Origin of the sequence: Paracoccus alcaliphilus (genome assembly GCF_028553725.1) — a bacterium.
Lineage (GTDB): Bacteria > Pseudomonadota > Alphaproteobacteria > Rhodobacterales > Rhodobacteraceae > Paracoccus > Paracoccus alcaliphilus.
The window spans coordinates 1,940,501-1,959,107 of the sequence record NZ_CP067124.1 but is presented as its reverse complement, the minus strand read 5'-3'; the positions used below and the strand labels follow the sequence as shown (position 1 = coordinate 1,959,107).

Annotated in this window: 15 protein-coding genes; 12 read left to right on the top strand and 3 right to left on the bottom strand. The window is 65.6% G+C overall.

Going from position 1 to position 18,607, the window contains the following annotated elements; translation table 11 throughout:
* Window positions 1-2: 2 nt before the first annotated feature.
* Both JHW40_RS10045 and murJ read left to right on the top strand, forming a co-directional pair.
* Window positions 3-2,786 carry a [protein-PII] uridylyltransferase gene (locus JHW40_RS10045; RefSeq protein ID WP_090610177.1) on the top strand — a complete coding sequence of 928 codons (2,784 nt, stop codon included), beginning with the start codon at window positions 3-5 and terminating at the stop codon, window positions 2,784-2,786.
* Window positions 2,787-2,794: 8 nt separating this feature from the next.
* Complete coding sequence (murJ, locus tag JHW40_RS10040; protein WP_090610178.1) at window positions 2,795-4,327, top strand: murein biosynthesis integral membrane protein MurJ; 1,533 nt, start codon at window positions 2,795-2,797, stop codon at window positions 4,325-4,327.
* Between the two features lie 84 nt (window positions 4,328-4,411).
* Here the strand turns inward: murJ and JHW40_RS10035 are convergent, their stop codons facing one another.
* On the bottom strand, window positions 4,412-5,113 hold the full coding sequence (locus JHW40_RS10035; protein ID WP_090610179.1) for a rhomboid family intramembrane serine protease: 702 nt from the start codon (window positions 5,111-5,113) through the stop codon (window positions 4,412-4,414).
* Between the two features lie 75 nt (window positions 5,114-5,188).
* On the opposite strand from JHW40_RS10035, the gene trpS reads away from it, so the two are divergent.
* The 8 genes from trpS (at window position 5,189) to JHW40_RS09995 (ending at window position 13,715) form a co-directional block, all read left to right on the top strand.
* Window positions 5,189-6,223 (top strand): tryptophan--tRNA ligase, encoded by a 1,035-nt coding sequence (gene trpS / locus JHW40_RS10030; RefSeq protein WP_090610180.1) that lies wholly within the window; start codon window positions 5,189-5,191, stop codon window positions 6,221-6,223.
* A 95-nt stretch (window positions 6,224-6,318) separates the two neighbouring features.
* A complete protein-coding gene (locus JHW40_RS10025) occupies window positions 6,319-8,172 on the top strand; it encodes an ABC-F family ATP-binding cassette domain-containing protein (protein WP_090610181.1) in 1,854 nt (617 codons plus the stop codon).
* Between the two features lie 133 nt (window positions 8,173-8,305).
* Complete coding sequence (locus JHW40_RS10020) at window positions 8,306-9,043, top strand: MipA/OmpV family protein (protein ID WP_090610182.1); 738 nt, start codon at window positions 8,306-8,308, stop codon at window positions 9,041-9,043.
* A gap of 167 nt (window positions 9,044-9,210) precedes the next feature.
* Window positions 9,211-10,380 carry an ABC transporter substrate-binding protein gene (locus JHW40_RS10015; protein WP_090610183.1) on the top strand — a complete coding sequence of 390 codons (1,170 nt, stop codon included), beginning with the start codon at window positions 9,211-9,213 and terminating at the stop codon, window positions 10,378-10,380.
* A 38-nt stretch (window positions 10,381-10,418) separates the two neighbouring features.
* A complete protein-coding gene (locus JHW40_RS10010) occupies window positions 10,419-11,336 on the top strand; it encodes a branched-chain amino acid ABC transporter permease (protein WP_090610184.1) in 918 nt (305 codons plus the stop codon).
* Between the two features lie 8 nt (window positions 11,337-11,344).
* The gene (locus tag JHW40_RS10005; RefSeq protein WP_336390090.1) at window positions 11,345-12,274 is read left to right on the top strand and encodes a branched-chain amino acid ABC transporter permease; all 930 of its coding nucleotides are present in this window, start codon (window positions 11,345-11,347) and stop codon (window positions 12,272-12,274) included.
* Entirely contained in the window at window positions 12,271-13,029 is a 759-nt protein-coding gene (locus JHW40_RS10000) for an ABC transporter ATP-binding protein (protein WP_090610186.1), read from the top strand. The genes JHW40_RS10005 and JHW40_RS10000 overlap by 4 nt, the downstream gene beginning before the upstream one ends.
* On the top strand, window positions 13,029-13,715 hold the full coding sequence (locus JHW40_RS09995) for an ABC transporter ATP-binding protein (protein ID WP_090610187.1): 687 nt from the start codon (window positions 13,029-13,031) through the stop codon (window positions 13,713-13,715). The genes JHW40_RS10000 and JHW40_RS09995 overlap by 1 nt, the downstream gene beginning before the upstream one ends.
* Window positions 13,716-13,721: 6 nt before the next feature.
* On the opposite strand, the gene JHW40_RS09990 is transcribed toward JHW40_RS09995, so the two are convergent.
* Window positions 13,722-14,588 carry an NAD(P)-dependent oxidoreductase gene (locus tag JHW40_RS09990; RefSeq protein ID WP_090610188.1) on the bottom strand — a complete coding sequence of 289 codons (867 nt, stop codon included), beginning with the start codon at window positions 14,586-14,588 and terminating at the stop codon, window positions 13,722-13,724.
* 175 nt (window positions 14,589-14,763) lie between these two features.
* Here JHW40_RS09990 and JHW40_RS09985 point away from each other — a divergent pair, with 175 nt between their 5' ends.
* A complete protein-coding gene (locus tag JHW40_RS09985) occupies window positions 14,764-17,175 on the top strand; it encodes a penicillin acylase family protein (RefSeq protein WP_090610189.1) in 2,412 nt (803 codons plus the stop codon).
* A gap of 7 nt (window positions 17,176-17,182) precedes the next feature.
* A complete protein-coding gene (locus JHW40_RS09980) occupies window positions 17,183-17,767 on the top strand; it encodes an ImuA family protein (RefSeq protein ID WP_244519075.1) in 585 nt (194 codons plus the stop codon).
* 37 nt (window positions 17,768-17,804) lie between these two features.
* Here the strand turns inward: JHW40_RS09980 and JHW40_RS09975 are convergent, their stop codons facing one another.
* Window positions 17,805-18,554 carry a sugar transferase gene (locus tag JHW40_RS09975; protein ID WP_244519077.1) on the bottom strand — a complete coding sequence of 250 codons (750 nt, stop codon included), beginning with the start codon at window positions 18,552-18,554 and terminating at the stop codon, window positions 17,805-17,807.
* Window positions 18,555-18,607: the final 53 nt, after the last annotated feature.

Here is an 18,607-nt window from a genome sequence, read left to right as displayed (position 1 = left end):
GAATGACCACGGAACAACCCCTCCCCAGCGCCCCGGCCATGCCCGGGGCGCCCGTCCCTGACGCCCTCTTCGATGCCGATGCCCTGCTGGCCCGGGTCGATGCCCATATCGCCCCGCTGGCTGAGCCGCGCGAGATCCGCAGCGCCACCGTCGCGCTGCTGGCCGAGGCCCGCGCCTCCGGGATGGCCGCGATCGAGACCGGTTTCGCCACCCATCCCCGTGCCGCGCGCGAGACCGTGCGCGCCATCGCCACGCTGACCGATGCCATTGTCAGCACGCTTTACCATGTCGCAACCACCCGGCTGCATCCGCAGTACAGCGTGTCCGAGACCGAGCGGCTGGCGGTGCTGGCCGTCGGCGGCTATGGCCGCGCCGAGATGGCGCCGTCTTCCGATATCGACCTGCTGTTCCTGACGCCCTGGAAGATCACGCCCTGGGCCGAAAGCGTGGTCGAATCGATGCTCTACATGATGTGGGATCTGAACCTGAAGATCGGCCATTCGATCCGCAGCATCGACGATTGCCTGCGTCTGGGGGCCGAGGACATCACCATCCGCACCTCTTTGGTGGAACACCGGCTGGTCACCGGCCATGCGCCGCTGGCCGAGGAACTGCGCGACCGGCTGTGGAACGAGCTTTTCTCGAAGACCATCCCCGAATTCATCGAGGCCAAGCTGAAGGAACGCTCGAACCGTCACAAGCGGCAGGGCGGGCAGCGCTATGTGCTGGAGCCCAATGTCAAGGAGGGCAAGGGCGGCCTGCGCGATCTGCAGACGCTCTATTGGATCGCGAAATACATCCACCGGGTGGACCGGGCGCAGGAACTGGTCGATCTGGGCGTTTTCAGCCGCGACGAGCATCTGGCCTTCTGGCAGGCCGAGGATTTCCTTTGGGCGGTGCGCTGCCATCTGCATCTGATCGCGCGCCGCCCTGTCGATGTGCTGTCCTTCGACATGCAGGTCGAGGTCGCCCGCCGCATGGGCTATGCCGATGCCCGTGCCCGTCGCGGCGTCGAATATTTCATGCAGGACTATTTCCGCCACGCCACCCGCGTGGGCGAGCTGACCCGCGTATTCCTGACCGAGCTGGAATCGCGCCATGTCCGCACCGCGCCCTTTCTGGGCCGCCTGTTCCGCCGCCGCCGCAAGATGCGGGCCGGTTTCGTCGATCTGCGCGGGCGGCTGGCGGTGGCCGATGATGCCGAATTCCTGAAGGACCCGCTGAACATCCTGCGCCTGTTCGAAGAGGCGCTGCGCACCGGCATTCTGATTCATCCCGACGCCATGCGCCTTGTCGCCGCCAATCTGGACCTGATCGACGACGAGATGCGCGCCAGCCCCGAGGCGACGCGGATCTTCATCGACCTGCTGCTGAAACACGGCAATCCCGAACGCAGCCTGCGCCGCATGAACGAACTGGGCGTGCTGGCCGCCTTCATCCCCGAATTCGAACCCGTCGTGGCGATGATGCAGTTCAACATGTATCACCACTACACCGTGGACGAACATTCGATCCAATGCGTGGCCGCGCTGGCCGAGATCGAACGCGGCGAACATCCCGAAGACCTGCCCCTGTCCAGCGGGATCATGGAAACGGGGATCAACCGCAAGGTGCTGTATCTGGCCACGCTGCTGCATGATATCGGCAAGGGCCGCCCCGAGGATCACTCGATCCTTGGCGCCCATATCGCGCGGCGCATCGCCATCCGCTTCGGTCTGGCGCAGGACGAGGTCGAGACCGTCGAATGGCTGGTGCGCAACCACCTGCTGATGTCGGACGTGGCGCAGAAGCGCGACATCTCGGACCCGCGCACGCTGCGCGACTTCGCCAAGGCGGTCAGGACGCGCAGGCGGCTGGACATGCTGCTGGTGCTGACGGTCTGCGACATTCGCGGCGTCGGCCCCGGCACATGGAACAACTGGAAGGCCGCGCTGCTGCGCAAGCTGCATACCGAGACCGCGCAGGTTCTGGAAAACGGGCTGGAAGAGCTGAACCGCGACCGCCGTCAGGCCGATGCCAAGCGCGCGCTGCGCCATCTGCTGATCGCGCGGGGATGGGAGGCCAAGGTCATCCGCGCCGAACTGGGCCGCCATTACGACAATTACTGGAGCGGCCTTCCGACCGAGACCCATGCCGTCTTCGCCGAACTGCTGCGCGGCATCAGCGCCGACGAGATCCGCATCGACCTGCATCCCGATATCGACCGCGACGCGACCCGCGCCGCCTTCGTGCTGTCGGACCATCCCGGCATCTTCTCGCGGCTTGCCGGGGCGCTGACGCTGATGGGCGCGAATGTCGTCGATGCCCGCACCTATACCACGCGCGACGGCTATGCGACGGCGGTGTTCTGGGTGCAGGATGCCGAGGGCCGCCCCTATGCCGAGGATCGCCTGCCCCGTCTGCGCCAGACCATCCTGCGCACGCTGAACGGCGATATCGTCGCGCGCGAGGCCTTCGCGACCCGCGACAAGCCCCGCAAGCGTGTGCGTGAATTCCGCTTTCCCACCCATGTCACCTTCGACAATGAAGGCAGCGACATCTATACCATCATCGAGGTCGATACCCGCGACCGCCCCGGCCTGCTCTATGACTTGACGCGGGTGATGGCGGCCAATCACATCCAGATCGTCAGCGCCGTGATCGCGACCTTCGGCGCGCAGGTGGTTGACAGCTTTTATGTCAAGGACATGTTCGGGCTGAAGCTGCACAGCGACTCGAAACGGGAAACGCTCGAGCGCAAGCTGCGCAAGGCCATCACCGACGGCGCAAGACGGGCAGAGGAATAAGACAGGCCATGAAATCCGGACTGCTGCGCGGCTTCCTCTCGGTCGGAAGCTGGACCTTCATTTCGCGCCTGACAGGATTTCTGCGCGACATCCTGATGGCCCGCTGGCTGGGCACCGGCGGCATGGCCGATGCCTTCGTCGTGGCGCTGGCGCTGCCCAACATGTTCCGCCGCTTTTTCGCCGAAGGCGCGTTCAACACCGCCTTCGTGCCGCTCTTCTCGAAAAAGCTGGAGGACCGGCAGGATGCGCAGCGTTTCGCAAACGAGGCGTTTTCCGGCCTGTTCATGCTGCTGATGATCCTGACGGGCGTGGCGATGATCTTCATGCCGGTGCTGGTCTGGATGATGGCCTCGGGCTATGCGGGCGACGAACGTTTCGACATGGCGGTCGAATACGGGCGCATCACATTCCCCTATATCCTGCTGATCTCGCTGGCCTCGATGATCTCGGGCGTGCTGAACGCCAACGGCCGCTTCACCGCCGCCGCCGCCGCGCCGGTCCTGCTGAACCTGCTGTTTCTGGCGGCGATGGGACTGGCGAAATGGCAGGGCTGGGATATCGGGCTGGCGCTGGCATGGGCCACGCCGATCACCGGGATCGCCCAGCTTGCGCTGGTCTGGTGGGACGCCCATCGCACCGGCTGGACGTTCCGGCCGCGCCGCCCGCGCCTGACCCCGGACATGCGCCGCCTGCTGGCCATCGCCCTGCCCGCCGCCTTCGCGGGTGGCGTGGTGCAGATCAACCTGCTCGTCGGCCGTCAGGTCGGCAGCCATTTCGAGGGCGCGAACTCATGGCTCTATTACTCCGACCGCCTTTACCAGCTGCCGCTCGGCATCGTCGGCGCGGCGGTGGCGGTGGTGCTGCTGCCCGAACTGGCCCGCCGCCTCAAGGCCGGGGACGATCAGGGCGGCCAGACCGCCTATAGCCGGGCGACCGAATTCGGGCTGTTCCTGACCCTGCCCGCCGCCTTCGCCATCGCCATCATCGCCCAGCCGATGGTCGCCGCCCTGTTCGAGCGCGGCGAATTCACCGCCCATGACACCACCCAGACGGCCCGCGCGCTGCTGGTCTATGCGCTGGGTTTGCCCGCCTTCGTGCTGCAAAAGATCCTGCAACCGCTCTATTTCGCGCGCGAGGATACAAAAACCCCGTTCCGCTTCGCGCTCTGGTCGATGGTGGTGAATGCGGTGCTGGCGCTGGGGCTGATGTCCTTCATCGGCTTTCTGGCCGCCGCCATCGGCACCACGATCGCCGCCTGGACGATGGTGGCGCAGCTGTGGTGGGGCACAAGACAGATGGGTCAGGCCGCCCGCGCCGATCAACGCCTGCGCCGCACCGCGCCGCGCATCACGCTGGCCGCCGCCCTGATGGCCGTCGCGCTGTGGTTCATGCTGGACTGGACCCGCGCCAGCGGCATGGCCCGCATCCCCGAACTCACCCTGCTGGTTCTGGGCGGCGCCGCGATCTATTTCGCCCTCAGCTTCGCCACCGGCGCCTATCGCTTGTCCGAACTGAAAACCGCCATCCGCCGCAAGGGCTGACCTCGCCCCCCTCGCACTCCTTAAAAATACCTCGGGGGTGTGGGGGCAGCGCCCCCACGGATCCCCCCTCCACGCATCACGCCCTCAACGCTGCCGTATCTGACGCAGAACCCGCGCCACCCCGCCATCCACCAGCACGAAGCTCAGACAGAACCCGGTCGCGAATCCGGCGATCTCGGCCAGCCAGCCATAGCCCATCCCGCCGAACAGGATCGCGAAGGTCAGCTGGAACAGCATCAACAGCCCGATCAGCGTGAAGGCCCGCATGCGGTTGCCCTGCATCTGCTCCAGCCGGGTCCACAGCACGAAGGTGAATGCCCCGATCAGCCCATAGACCGCCGGATAGCCGCCGATCAGCGGCATCGCCTGACCCGGCAACCACAGCGACAGCGCCGTATAGACCAGCGCGCCACCGATGGCCGATCCGAAGAACAGCACCAGCAACGCTACCGGGCGGAACATGCGGGCAACCATGTTTCCCAGCGCCAGCAAGAACACCAGAACGAACAGCGCATGGGTCAGCGACATATGCACGAAGGGATAGGTCAGCAGCCGCAGCGCCAGCATCGGGTCGAACTGCCCGGTGCGCACCATCCAGGGCAGCGCATCGGGCAGATAGGCCGCCTGCCCGACGGCCGACAGCCGCAGCCCGATCCCGTCCGCGCCCCCCACCAGACCGGCCTGCCCCAGCGCAAAGACCGCCTCGGCTGCGATGACGGGCAAGGCCAGCATCCAGACCACCGGCGGCAGCGGATTGATCGGCGTCTCATGGGTGGCGTGATTCATCGGCTGTCCTTCCCGGTTGCGATCCATGCGGCCAAGGGCTAAGCCAGCAGGGACCAAAATCCAAGCAGGTTGGATATGAACGAGACCAGCAAGACCGTTTTCACCCCCCGTATCTTCTCGGGCATCCAGCCCTCGGGCGGGCTGACACTTGGCAACTATCTTGGCGCGCTGAAGCGTTTCGCCGCGCTTCAGGGTCAGGGGGCCGAGACCATCTATTGTCTCGTCGATCTGCACGCGATCACCGTCTGGCAGGACCCCGAAACCCTGCGCCGCAATATCCGCGAGGGGGCAGCGGCCTTCATGGCCTCGGGCGTCGATCCCGCACAGTCGATCCTGTTCAACCAGAGCCAGGTTTCCGCCCATGCCGAAATGGCGTGGCTGTTCAACACCGTGGCCCGCGTCGGCTGGATGTATCGGATGACCCAGTTCAAGGACAAGGCCGGCAAGAACAGCGAGAATTCCAGCCTTGGCCTTCTGGCCTATCCGGCGCTGATGGCCGCGGATATCTTGACCTATCAGGCAACCGCCGTGCCGGTGGGCGAGGATCAGAAGCAGCATCTGGAACTGACCCGCGACATCGCCGCCAAGTTCAACCACGATTACCAGACCGAGCATTTCCCGCTGACCGAACCGCTGATCGAGGGCGTGGCGACCCGCGTCATGTCCCTGCGCGACGGTTCGAAGAAGATGTCGAAATCCGACCCTTCGGATGCCAGCCGCATCAACCTGACCGACGATGCCGACACCATCGCGCAGAAAATCCGCAAGGCCCGCACCGATGCCGAACCCCTGCCCGGCAGCATCGAGGGCCTGAAGGATCGTCCCGAGGCGCGCAATCTGGTCAATATCCACGCCGCCCTGTCGGATGAGACCCCCGATCAGGTGCTGGCCCGGTTCGAGGGTCAGGGCTTCGGCGCCTTCAAGCCCGCGCTGGCCGATGTGGCGGTCGCGGCGCTGGAACCGATCAGCCGGCGGATGGGCGAATATATGGCCGACCCGGCGGAAATCGACCGCATCCTTGGTCAGGGCGCCGTCCGCGCCGATGAGGTCGCGACCCCGATCCTTGAGAGCACCAAGGAAATCATGGGCCTGCTGCGCTCTCGTCCCTGACCGCCTGCGCAAACGCCCCGCTGCGGGGCGTTTGCCGTCCCGTTCATCCTCGTTGCCCCATTGACCTGCCCGCCCGCTTGCGCCATGCCGCGCATATGCTGCGCATCAATGATATCAGTTATTCAATTCAGGGTCGGCCGCTGTTCGAACACGCCTCGGCCACCATTCCCGACGGGCACAAGGTCGGCCTTGTCGGCCCCAATGGCGCGGGCAAGACGACGCTGTTTCGCCTGATCCGGGGCGAGCTGTCGCTGGATGGCGGCGACATCACCCTGCCATCCCGCGCCCGCATCGGCGGTGTCGCGCAAGAGGCGCAGGGCACCGATCGTTCCGTGCTGGACACGGTGCTGGCCGCCGATCTGGAACGTGCCGCGCTGTTGGCCGAAAGCCACACCGCCACCGACCCCCACCGCATCGCCGAGGTCCAGACAAGGCTGGCCGATATCGACGCATGGTCGGCCGAGGCGCGGGCGTCCTCGATCCTTGGCGGGCTTGGTTTCTCGACCGAGGATCAGGCGCGGCCGACCAGCGATTTCTCGGGCGGCTGGCGGATGCGGGTGGCGCTGGCCGGGGTGCTGTTCGCGCAACCCGATCTGCTGCTGCTGGACGAACCGACGAACTATCTGGACCTTGAGGGCGCGCTGTGGCTGGAAACCTATCTGGCGCGTTATCCGCATACGGTCATCATCATCAGCCATGACCGCGACCTGCTGAACCGCGCCGTTGGCCACATCCTGCATGTCGAGGACCGCAGGCTGACGCTCTATACCGGCGGTTATGACGATTTCGCGCGGATGCGGGCGGAAAAACGCGCGCTGCTGGCCTCCGAGGCGAAAAAGCAGGCCGAACGCCGCGCCCATCTGCAAAGCTTCGTGGACCGTTTCCGCGCCAAGGCCACCAAGGCGCGGCAGGCCCAGGCACGCATCAAGATGCTGGCGAAGATGGAGCCGATCACCGCCCCGCAGGACGCCGCGAAACACCGTTTCAGCTTTCCGCAGCCCGAACAGTTGTCGCCGCCGATTCTGGCGCTGGACGGGGTGTCCGTGGGCTATGGCAGCCGCGCTGTGCTGCATCGGCTGAACCTGCGCATCGATCAGGATGACCGTATCGCCCTTCTGGGCCGCAACGGTCAGGGCAAGTCCACCCTGTCGAAACTGCTGGCCGAACGGCTGGCGGCGATGGAGGGGCGGATCACCCGATCCGGCAAGCTGCGCGTGGGTTATTTCGCCCAGCATCAGGTGGATGAACTGCATCTGAATGATACCCCGCTGGACCATGTGCGCCGCCTTCGCCCCGACGAGGCGCCCTCGCGGCTGCGCGCGCGGCTGGCCGGGTTCGGGTTGATGGAGGCGCAGGCGGAAACGAAGGTCGGGCAGTTGTCGGGCGGACAGAAGGCGCGGCTGTCGCTGCTGATCGCCACCATCGACGCGCCGCATCTGCTGGTGCTGGACGAACCGACCAACCACCTGGACATCGAAAGCCGCGAGGCCCTGTCCGAGGCGCTGAACGACTATACCGGCGCCGTGGTTCTGGTCAGCCACGACATGCATCTGCTGGGGCTGGTCGCGGACCGGCTGTGGCTGGTGAATGAAGGCGCGGTCACCGCCTATGAGGGCGATCTGGACGATTACCGGCGTTTCCTGCTGGCGGGCGATACCGCGGCCAGACCGGAAAAACCCGCAGCCCCGAAACCCGCGCCACGCCGTCCTGCCCGCGACGAATTGCTGGGCCTGCGGGCCGAGGTTCGCCGGGCCGAGGAACGAGTGCAGAAGCTGACCGGGATGCTGGAAAAGCTGGATCTGAAACTGGCCGATCCGACGATTTACCAGAACCCGGCCGAGGCCGAAAAATGGGGCCGCAAACATGCCGAAGCCGTCGAGGCGATGTCGCGGGCCGAAAGCATCTGGATGAACGCGCTGGAGAATCTGGAACTGGCCGAACAGGGATGACGCGAAACTGTTGCGCGATTGCCCTTGTCGGGCCCAAAGTCTTTTGGTCGGAATTTTCCCCGTTGCCCTGACACGACGCGTTCCCCTATCTGAACGCAACCGATTCCCCAGCTTTCGATTCCGGGTCATGTCCATGAAAAAACTCGCTCTGGCCCTCGTGCTTCTGGCTTCTCCGCTGCACGCGCAGAATTTCGGTCTGGGCGGGGATACGTTCTCTTTCGATCTGGGCGCCGGTGTCAGCTATGGCCCCTCGTTCCCAGGTTCGGATGATGGCGAGGCATCGCCCTGGCTGATCATGCGCAATGCCCATTTCGGCGACAGCAGCACCGGCGACCGGCAGGGGCTGTCGATCACGCCCTCGCTGCGTATGCTGGGCAGCCGCGATCAGGACGATGACGCGGCGCTGGCCGGGCTGGGCGATATCAACCGCGCCTATGAGGTCGGCGGCAAGGTCAGCTATGGCATCGGGCCGGTGACGGCCTATGCGGCGGCCCGCAAGGGCTTTGACGGCCATGATGGCATCGCGGGCGAATTGGGCGTCAGATACCGCGTCGATGTGAATGACCGGCTGACCGTCTGGTCGGGTCTTGTGCTGGGTTACGGTGATTCCGACTTCAGCCAGACCTATTTCGGCGTGACGGCGGATCAATCCGCCGCCTCGGATTACGACGAATATACGCCCGGCGGCGGCTTCACCTCGGCAGCCGCGAAGTTCGAGGCCCGCTATGCCATCACCGATTCGACCGCCCTTCTGGGCGAGGTGCAATATGGCCGCCTGATCGGCGACGCCGCCGATTCCCCCATTGTGCAGGACAAGGATCAGCCGCTGGTCCGCCTGGGCATCGTGCGCAAGTTCTCGTTCAGCTTCTGAGGCCGACCATCCCGTCCTGATGCAGCGGATTTACCCGCTGCGTTGCAGTTGAACTATTTCAAGTCCATAATAATTTCTTGACTCGATGCCGGCTGTTGATGCGGTCTAAAGAAAACGACATCATGCAGGCTGCCGCCCACGCGGCCCACAGCAACAGGAAGGCAGAGATGAGCCATTTTCGCAGAATTCCCGCCCTGCTTGCCGCGACGACCTGCCTTGCCGGGCCCGTCGCCGCGCAAGAGGACGACACGCTGACCATCGGCCTTCTGGTGACGCTGTCCGGCCCCTCTGCCGTGCTGGGCGAGATGGCCCGCGACGGCTTTCTGCTGGCCGCCGAAGAGATCGGCGAGATCGGCGGCATGAAGACCCAGATCATCGTCGTCGATGACGAGCTGAAACCCGATGTCGCCACCAACAAGGCGCGCGAACTGGTCCAGCGCAATGGTGCCGATATCGTGGTCGGGCCGATCTTTTCCAACATCATGGGCGCGGTTGCCAAGCCGGTCACCGATGCGGGCGCGATCCTGATCAGCCCGAATGCCGGACCCTCGACCTTCGCCGGGACGGAATGTCATCCGAACGTCTTTGCGACCTCGTATCAGAACGACCAGATGCACGAGGTGATGGGCGCCTATGCCAAGGCGCAGGGTTTCGACAATGTGTTCCTGCTGGCGCCGAACTATCAGGCGGGCAAGGACGCGCTGGCCGGGTTCCGCCACAGCTATGACGGCGGCGTCGCGGGCGAGATCTTCACCCAGCTGGGCCAGCTGGACTATTCGGCGGAACTGGCGCAGATCGCGGCCATGCAGCCCGATGCCGTATTTGCCTTCATGCCCGGCGGCATGGGCGTGAACCTTGTGCGCCAGTATCGACAGGCGGGACTGGAGACGATCCCGTTTCTGTCGGCCTTCACGGTGGACGAATCGACCCTGCCCGCCCAGCAGGATGCGGCCATCGACTTTCTTGGCGGCTCGAACTGGGCACCCGATCTGGATACGCCGGAAAACAAGGCCTTTGTCGAGGCTTACGAGGCAAAGTTCAATCAGGTTCCGGCGGTCTATGCGATGCAGGCCTATGACGCGGCCAAGCTGATCGATGGGGCCGTGCGTCAGGCGGGCGGAGCGGCCGACCGCGACGCGCTGCTGGCAGCGCTGAAAGAGGCGCCCTTCACCTCGGTTCGCGGCAATTTCAGCTTTGGCCCGAACAACTTTCCGATTCAGGACTTTTATCTGACCAAGGTGATCCAGCGCGAGGACGGCAAATACGCCACCTCGATCGTCGAAAAGATCTTCGAGGATTATCAGGACAGCTATGTCTCTGACTGCGCGATGAATTAAGGGATGGCTGCGACGCAGCACATCCCGGACCGACCGCCATGACCTCATTGTTTCTGCTTCAGTTCCTGAACGGGGTGCAGTTCGGCATCTTGCTGTTCCTGATCGCCGCCGGGCTGACGCTGGTTTTCGGGATCATGGATTTCGTGAACCTTGCGCATGGCGTGATCTATATGGTCGGCGCCTATCTGGTGGTCAGTTTCACGCAGATGACCGGCAGTTTCGCGCTGGGATTGCTGTTGACGCTGCCCGCCACGCTGCTGATCGGGCTGGTGCTGGAGTTGCTGGTCTTTCGAAGGCTGTACGACCGCCCGCATCTGGATCAGGTGCTGGCGACCTTCGGGCTGGTGATGATCATCAGCGAGGCGGTCGAGATCATCTGGGGCGCCGCGCCGCTGTCGGTCGCCATGCCTGATGCGCTGTCGGGCTCGATCCCGCTGATCGGGCAGATGCGCTATCCGGTGTTCCGGCTGGCGGTGATCGGGGCGGGGCTGGCCACGGCGCTGGGGTTGTATCTGATTATCGGCCACACCCGCATCGGCATGAGGCTGCGCGCAGGCGCCACCAACCGCGCCATGGTCGCGGCGTTGGGGGTGGATATCCGCCGCCTGTTCACGGTGATCTTCGCCTTTGGCGCCATGCTGGCGGGTTTCGCGGGCGCGATGGTCGCGCCGATCCTGACCGTCGATCCGGGCATGGGGGAAAGCGTGCTGATCCTGGCCTTCGTGGTGATCGTGATCGGCGGCATCGGCTCGGTCCGCGGCGCCTTTGCCGGGGCGCTGCTGGTAGGAATCGTGGACACGCTGGGGCGCAGCTTCGGCCCGATCCTGCTGCGGCTGGTGATGGAGCCCGCCGCCGCAGGTCAGGCCGGACGGGTGCTGGCGCCGATGCTGGTCTATATCCTGATGGCGGTGATTCTGGTGCTGCGCCCCGCCGGTCTGTTCGGGCAAAAGACATGATGCGCCTGATGACCCGCAAAACCGCCGCGCTGCTGCTGTTTGCCGCCTTCGCGCTGCTGCCGATGATCGCATCGGCGCTGAACGACCACTATCTGGTGGTGATCGCGACCCGCATCCTTGGCTTTGCCATCGCCGCGCTGGCGCTGGACCTGATCCTTGGTTACGGCGGCATGGTCAGCTTTGGTCATGCCGCCTATATCGGCATCGGCGCCTATTCGGTGGCGATCCTTGGCCGGGCGGGCATCACCGATCTGGGGGCGCATCTGCTGGCGGCGATCGCTGCCGCCGCGCTGTTCGCGCTGGTGACGGGGGCGATATCGCTGCGCACGCGCGGCATCTATTTCATCATGATCACGCTGGCCTTCGCGCAGATGGCGTTCTTCTTTTTCGTGTCGCTGTCAGCCTATGGCGGCGATGACGGGGTGACGCTGCGGGCGCGCTCGACCCTGATGGGCCAGCCGCTGCTGGAGGATGACCGGGCGCTTTATTTTGCCACGCTGGCGATCCTGATCGGGCTTTACCTGCTGGCGGTGGCGATCACCCGGTCGCGCTTTGGCCGGGTGCTGACCGGGGCGCGCGAAAATCCGGTCAGGATGCAGGCCGTGGGCTTTTCGCCCTTCCGCTATCAGCTGACGGCCTTCGTGATTTCCGGCGCGATGGCCTCGGTCGCGGGGGTCATGCTGGCCAATCAGACCGGCTTCGTCTCGCCCGCCTTCATGAACTGGCATGTCTCGGGCGAACTGGTGGTGATGGTCGTCCTTGGCGGCACCGGCAATCTGCTGGGCGCGGTGGCGGGCGCGACCATCGCCCTGATGCTGGAGGAGGGGCTGGGCATGCTGACCGAGCATTGGCCGCTGTTCTTCGGCCTGATGCTTGTGATCGTGGTGCTGGTCTCGCGCGATGGGATCAGCGGGTTGTTCCGGAGGGATCGCGGATGAGCCTGCTGGAAGTCCGGGCCTTGCGCAAATCCTATGGCGCGCTGAAGGTGACCGACGATCTGAACCTTGCCGTCGAAGAGGGCGAGCTGCATGCCATCATCGGCCCCAACGGCGCGGGCAAATCGACGCTGATCGCGCAGCTGTCGGGCCAGAGCGGTTCCGATGGCGGCTCGGTGCGGTTTGCCGGGGCCGAGATGATGGGCCAGCCGATGCATGCGCGGGTGCGGGCGGGCATGTCCCGCAGCTTCCAGATCACCTCGATCCTGCCGGGCTTCACCGCGCTGGAAAATGTTGCGACCGCCGTGCAGGCCCGCGCAGGCAGCAGCTTCCGCTTTCTGGCGCCGGTGGCCGAGGAGACCGCGCTGAACGATGCCGCGATGCAGGCGCTGGCACGGGTGGGCATCGAAAGCCGCGCCCGTATCCGCGCGGGCCGCCTGTCGCATGGCGAAAAGCGGCAGCTGGAACTGGCGATTGCGCTGGCCACCGAACCGCGTCTGCTGCTGCTGGATGAACCTCTGGCGGGCACCTCGGGGTCCGAGGCCGAGCGGCTGATCGGGGTCATGCGCAACCTCAAGCGTCAGGTGACGCTGGTGCTGATCGAACATGACATGGACGCGGTCTTTGCGCTGGCCGACCGGATCAGCGTGCTGGTCTATGGCCGCATCATCGCCACCGGCAGCCCGGCCGAAATCCGCGGCGATCCGCAGGTCCGCGCTGCCTATCTGGGCGAGGAAACCGCCCGAAAGGAGGGCTGATGCTGAAGGTCGAGGCATTGCAGGCCGCCTATGGCGAAAGCCATGTGCTGTTCGACATTGACCTGCATGTGGCCGAGGGTCAGGTCGTCACCCTGATGGGCCGCAACGGCATGGGCAAGACCACGACGATCAGCACCATTTTCGGCCTGCTGCCCGCCGTCGCGGGCCGGGTCTGGATCGGCGGGCGCGACATGACCAACGCAGCCCCCCATCGCATCGCTCAGGCCGGTCTGGGGCTGGTCCCCGAGGGGCGGCAGGTCTTTCCGACGCTGGATGTGCGCGAAAACCTGATTGCCATGGCGCGGCCCGGCGCGTGGACCCTGCCCCGCGTGCTGGCGATGTTCCCGCGTCTGGGCGAGCGGCTGGGCCACAAGGGCAACCAGCTGTCAGGCGGCGAACAGCAGATGCTGGCCATCGGCCGGGCGCTGATGACCAATCCGCGCCTGCTGGTGCTGGACGAAGCGACCGAGGGGCTGGCGCCGCTGATCCGGGACGAGATCTGGTCCTGCCTTGCCGCGCTGAAGGCGCAGGGCGAATCGATCCTCATCATCGACAAGAACATCGACGCGCTCGGCCGTCTGGCCGACCGTCATGTGGTGATCGAAAAGGGTCGCACCGTCTGGACCGGCGACAGTCGCGAATTGCAGGAAACGCCCGACATCAAAGAGCGTTTCCTGCATGTCTGATCCGTCTCAGCGCGTCAGCCGCGCGATCAGCGACGAGGTGTCCCAACGCCCGCCACCCATCGACTGCACCTCCTTGTAGAACTGGTCGATCAGCGCGGTGACCGGCAGCGGCGCGCCAATCTCATCCCCCGCAGCCAGACAGATCGCCAGATCCTTGCGCATCCAGTCCACCGCGAAACCGAAATCGAACCGGCCCTCGGCCATGGTCTTGTGGCGATTGGCCATCTGCCAGCTGCCCGCCGCGCCCTGACTGATGACCTCGACCACGGCATCGGAGTCCAACCCGGCCTTCTGGGCGAAGGCCAGCGATTCCGCCAACCCCTGCACCAGCCCGGCTATGGCGATCTGGTTGCACATCTTGGTCATCTGCCCCGCGCCGACATCGCCCAGACGGCGGCAGATGCGGGCATAGGCCGCCAGAACCGGCTCGACCCGGTCATAATCGGCCTGCGCGCCGCCGCACATGATGGACAGCTGGCCATTCTCGGCCCCCGCCTGCCCGCCCGAGATCGGCGCATCCACGAAGCCCAGCCCGGCCTCGGAGGCGACAGCCGCCAGTTCGCGCGTTACCGCCGCCGAAACCGTGGTGTGATCGACGAACACCGCGCCATCCGCCATGCCTGCGAAGGCGCCGTCCGGGCCCAGACAGACCTGCCGCAGATCGTCGTCATTGCCCACGCAGCTCATGACGAATTGCGCGCCTTCGGCCGCCTCTCGCGGGGTTGGCGCGTGGTGGCCGCCATGTTCGGCCACCCAGGCCTCGGCTCGCGCCGCGGTGCGGTTATAGACCGTCACCTCGTGTCCCGCGCGCGCCAGATGCCCCGCCATCGGGGCCCCCATGACCCCCAGCCCAAGAAATGCAAGTTTCGCCATCTTCCCCTCATTCACAGCTATTTTTCCGATCCACGCCGCAGCCCGGCAGCAGTTGCGTTGAAATGCCCGCGGCGCTGTCTTATGCAGCACGACAACATCCCGGCGCGTCAGGGTCAAGCGGCGGCGAACATAACCAAGCGGGCAAAGCCCCGACAGGCATGGAAGTGGCCTTACGATGCTGACAATCTTCCGCTGGCTTCTTCGGCTGACCGTGGCGCTGATCGTGCTGGGCGTGGTCTCGGGCGTGCTGATCTGGTATTTCGCCATCCGCTCTTTGCCCGATTACGACGCCAGTTTCCGGGTCGAGGGGATCTCGGCCCCGGTCGAGATCGTGCGCTCGACCGAAAACGTGCCGCATATCTTCGGCGACAGCGACGAGGACGTGTTCTTTGCCCTTGGTGTCGCCCATGCGCAGGACCGGCTGTTCCAGATGACGGTGCTGCGCCGCGCCGCGCAGGGCCGCCTGTCGGAAATCTTCGGGCCGGGCAGCCTGCCCGCCGACGATCTGGCCCGCAGACTGGGATTTCAGCGCCACGCCACCGCCTCGCTGGCGGCGCAGGACGAGGGCACCAAACGCGCGCTGGCGGCCTATGCCGCCGGGGTCAACCAATGGATTGCGCAGGTCAACCTTGAGGCAAGGGGCCGGGGCGCGCCCGAGTTCTTTCTGTTCCCCGACCAGATCACCTATTGGCAGCCCGCCGATTCCATCGCCATCCTGAAACTGCTGGCCGCCGCCAGCAGCACCGCCGCCGCCGATGAGATCCTGCGCGCCCGGCTGTCTCTGGCATGGCCCGAACATGGCCCCGAGATCGTCTCGCTCAGCGGCAGCGGGCCGGTGCTGCAACCCTATGCGGCGCTGTTCGCGGGCGCGCGTCTTGGCCTGCCGGAACGCCGCCGGACCGACGCCGACCGCCATCGCGACCTGATCGGCTTTCTGGCGCCGGGTCTGGGCATCGGCGCGAACAGCTTTGCGACCTCGGCCGATCGGACGACGGCGGGGGGCGCGCTGCTGGCCAATGACCTGCATGTGCCGCTGACCGCGCCCTCGCTGTTCTATCTGGCGCGGCTGGAGCTGGCATCAGGGGGCGTGATCGGCGCCACCATTCCGGGGATTCCGGCGATCCTGTCGGGGCGCAATCCGCAACTGGCATGGGGCATGGCGCCTGCCGGGATCGACGATACCGACATCTATGTCGAAGAGGTCCAGCCCGGCAATGCCTCGCGCTATCGCGGCCAGACCGGCTGGACCGAATTCGCCACCCGGCGAGAGGTGATCCGGGTGCGCGACGGGGTCGATCAGACCATCACCCTGCGCGAAACCGAAAACGGCCCGGTGGTGACCACCATCGACCCCGGGCTGCGCGATATCCTGCCGCTGGGTCATGTCGCCTCGGTCCGCTGGACGGGGCTGGCGACCAATGACCGTACCATGTCGGCGCTGATCGGGCTGATGTCGGCGCAGGGCCAGTCGCAGGCCCGCGACGTGCTGTCGGCGGTGGTCGCGCCCGCCATGACGGTGACGCTGGCCGATGCGTCGGGCGTCAGCCAGTCGCTGGTGGGGGCGCTGCCGCAACGCGCCGACGACCATCCCACCCGCGGCGCCATGCCGGTGCCCGGCTGGCTGCGAGAGGGGCGCTGGACCGACATCCTGCCCGCCGCAAGGGTCGCGCTCGGCGATGACAACATGGTCATCGGAACCGAAGAGCACGCCGGCGGCCTGCGTCGTGCGCGCCTGAAGCACCTGTTGCAGGAACGCGAGATCCATTCGCGCGACAGCTTCGTGTCCTCGCAGTTGGATATCGTCAGCCCGGCGGCGCGGGCGCTGCTGCCGCTGGTTGGCGCCGATCTGTGGTTCACCGGAGAGCCCGCCGCCCCCGGCACCCCCGAACGCCAGCGTCAGGACGCCTTGCGCCTGCTGGCCGAATGGGACGGGCAGATGAACGAACACCTGCCGGAGCCGCTGATCTATTCCGCGTGGATGGCCGCTTTGCAGGACCGGCTGATCCGGGACGAGCTTGGCCCGCTGGCCGATGATATAGACAGCCTGCATCCCGCCTTCATCGACGCCGTGCTGCGCAACCGCAGCGGCGCCGCGCGCTGGTGCGATATCGTGCAAAGCGCCCCGGACGAGGATTGCACCACCATCGCCCGGCAATCGCTGGATCTGGCGATACTGGAGCTGTCGGCGCATTTCGGCCCCGATGTCACCAGCTGGCGCTGGGGCAACCTGCATCAGGCGCGCCATATCCATCCGGGGCTGGGCGACAGGACCGGGCTGGGCTGGATCATGAACCTGACGCAATCGGTCTCGGGCGGGGATTTCACCGTGGCGCAATCGGCCAGTCAGGGCCGCGATCCGGCACCGTGGCAGGCGGTCACCGGCGCGGGTTATCGCGGGGTCTATGATCTGGCCGATCCAGACAGTTCGGTCTTCATCATCTCGACCGGGCAGTCGGGCCATCCGCTGTCGCGGCACTACGACGATCTGGCCGGACTGTGGCGGCGGGGCGAATATATCTCGATGTCGCTGGACCCGCAGTTGGCCCGCGCGGCGGCGGTCGGCACCACCCGCCTGATCCCGCGTTAGGCCCGCCATGCCCGCCGACGCCCCTTTTCCCCTGCGCCGGGGCCGCGTCCACGAGGTGCTCGGACCCGGCGCCTTTGGCTTTGCCCTGCTGGCCATCGCCCAAACCGACGGCCCGGCCCTGTGGATCCGCGAGGGCTGGCGCAGCGGTGGCCCGGACCCGCTGGGGCTGGCCGGCATCCTCGATCCCGACCGGCTGCTGATCGCCAAGGCCGCCGATCAGACCGATGCGCTGGCCGCCGCCGAAGAGGCCCTGAAGGACGGTGCCACCGGCTTTGTCGTGATCGAGATCACCCGCCCGCTGGACCTGCGCGAAGGCCGCCGCCTGCAACTTGCCGCAAGGGCAGGACAGGCGACCGGCCTGTGCCTGATCCCCGAGGGCATGGGCAGCAACGCATCAGAGACCCGCTGGCGCGCCAGCCCGGTCTTTGATCCCGGGCCGCCCGACATGGACCGGGCGCTGATGCGGTGGGAACTGCTGAAGAACAAATCCGGCGCGGCAGGCGCGTGGCAGGTCCGCTGGCACCATGGCAGCCCGCAACCGGAATGGCTGCCCCTGCCCACTGATCCGGACAAGGAAAAAGGCCCCACCTGAACAGACGGGGCCGGTACTCTTCACAGCACAATTCGGATCAGTGACCGGTGGCCTTCAGAACCACGCCGACGGTCCGCACCAGAATTCCCAGATCATTGCCGAAGCTCAGATCCCGTTCATAGCGTTCGTCGAACCATGCCCGGTCAGCGAAAGAGGTGTCATTGCGGCCCGCCGTCTGCCAATAGCCGGTGATGCCGGGCCGGATGACGTAATAGGCATCGCATTGATACATATCTTCCTGACAGGGCATCATCGGGCGCGGACCGATCAGGCTCATGTCTCCCTTCAGTACGTTCCACAGCTGCGGCAGTTCATCCAGCGAACTGCGGCGGATGAAATGGCCGACCGGAGTCACGCGCGGATCATGGCGCAGCTTCTGCGTCGTTTCCCATTCCAGACGCGCCTCTTCATTCTCCTCCAGATAAGTGGCAAGGCGCTGGTCGGCATCAATGACCATGCTGCGCAGCTTCCACATTCTGTATTGTTTCCCGTCGCGCCCGACACGCTGCTGGGAATAAAACGGCTGCCCCCCGCTCTTCCAAACCAGCAGGGCAAGGATGAACACGACCGGAACAACAATGGGCGAACCAAGTAAAACCAGAAAAACATCCAGCGGACGTTTGACATAGCGCCGATACAGACTGGTGCGGCGCGGCGATGCCGAAACAGTTGTCTGACCGGCATGAACGGAACCAGCGATAACCGCTTGATTTTCTGCACTCATGTCCCCCGCCCTTCTTAGACCACTTAAAATAACACTCATCACCCCGGCGAAACTTGCTGGCACAGGTCAGCAGGCCTCTCGCGCCTGAATACCCTATCTCTGGCGTTGTCTTCATC

Bases quoted from the DNA above. Each gene is read 5' to 3' on its own strand.
- JHW40_RS10045 (WP_090610177.1), top strand. From the start codon at position 3: ATGACCACGGAACAACCCCTCCCCAGCGCCCCGGCCATGCCCGGGGCG.
- murJ (WP_090610178.1), top strand. From the start codon at position 2,795: ATGAAATCCGGACTGCTGCGCGGCTTCCTCTCGGTCGGAAGCTGGACC.
- JHW40_RS10035 (WP_090610179.1), bottom strand. From the start codon at position 5,113: ATGAATCACGCCACCCATGAGACGCCGATCAATCCGCTGCCGCCGGTG.
- trpS (WP_090610180.1), top strand. From the start codon at position 5,189: ATGAACGAGACCAGCAAGACCGTTTTCACCCCCCGTATCTTCTCGGGC.
- JHW40_RS10025 (WP_090610181.1), top strand. From the start codon at position 6,319: ATGCTGCGCATCAATGATATCAGTTATTCAATTCAGGGTCGGCCGCTG.
- JHW40_RS10020 (WP_090610182.1), top strand. From the start codon at position 8,306: ATGAAAAAACTCGCTCTGGCCCTCGTGCTTCTGGCTTCTCCGCTGCAC.
- JHW40_RS10015 (WP_090610183.1), top strand. From the start codon at position 9,211: ATGAGCCATTTTCGCAGAATTCCCGCCCTGCTTGCCGCGACGACCTGC.
- JHW40_RS10010 (WP_090610184.1), top strand. From the start codon at position 10,419: ATGACCTCATTGTTTCTGCTTCAGTTCCTGAACGGGGTGCAGTTCGGC.
- JHW40_RS10005 (WP_336390090.1), top strand. From the start codon at position 11,345: ATGACCCGCAAAACCGCCGCGCTGCTGCTGTTTGCCGCCTTCGCGCTG.
- JHW40_RS10000 (WP_090610186.1), top strand. From the start codon at position 12,271: ATGAGCCTGCTGGAAGTCCGGGCCTTGCGCAAATCCTATGGCGCGCTG.
- JHW40_RS09995 (WP_090610187.1), top strand. From the start codon at position 13,029: ATGCTGAAGGTCGAGGCATTGCAGGCCGCCTATGGCGAAAGCCATGTG.
- JHW40_RS09990 (WP_090610188.1), bottom strand. From the start codon at position 14,588: ATGGCGAAACTTGCATTTCTTGGGCTGGGGGTCATGGGGGCCCCGATG.
- JHW40_RS09985 (WP_090610189.1), top strand. From the start codon at position 14,764: ATGCTGACAATCTTCCGCTGGCTTCTTCGGCTGACCGTGGCGCTGATC.
- JHW40_RS09980 (WP_244519075.1), top strand. From the start codon at position 17,183: ATGCCCGCCGACGCCCCTTTTCCCCTGCGCCGGGGCCGCGTCCACGAG.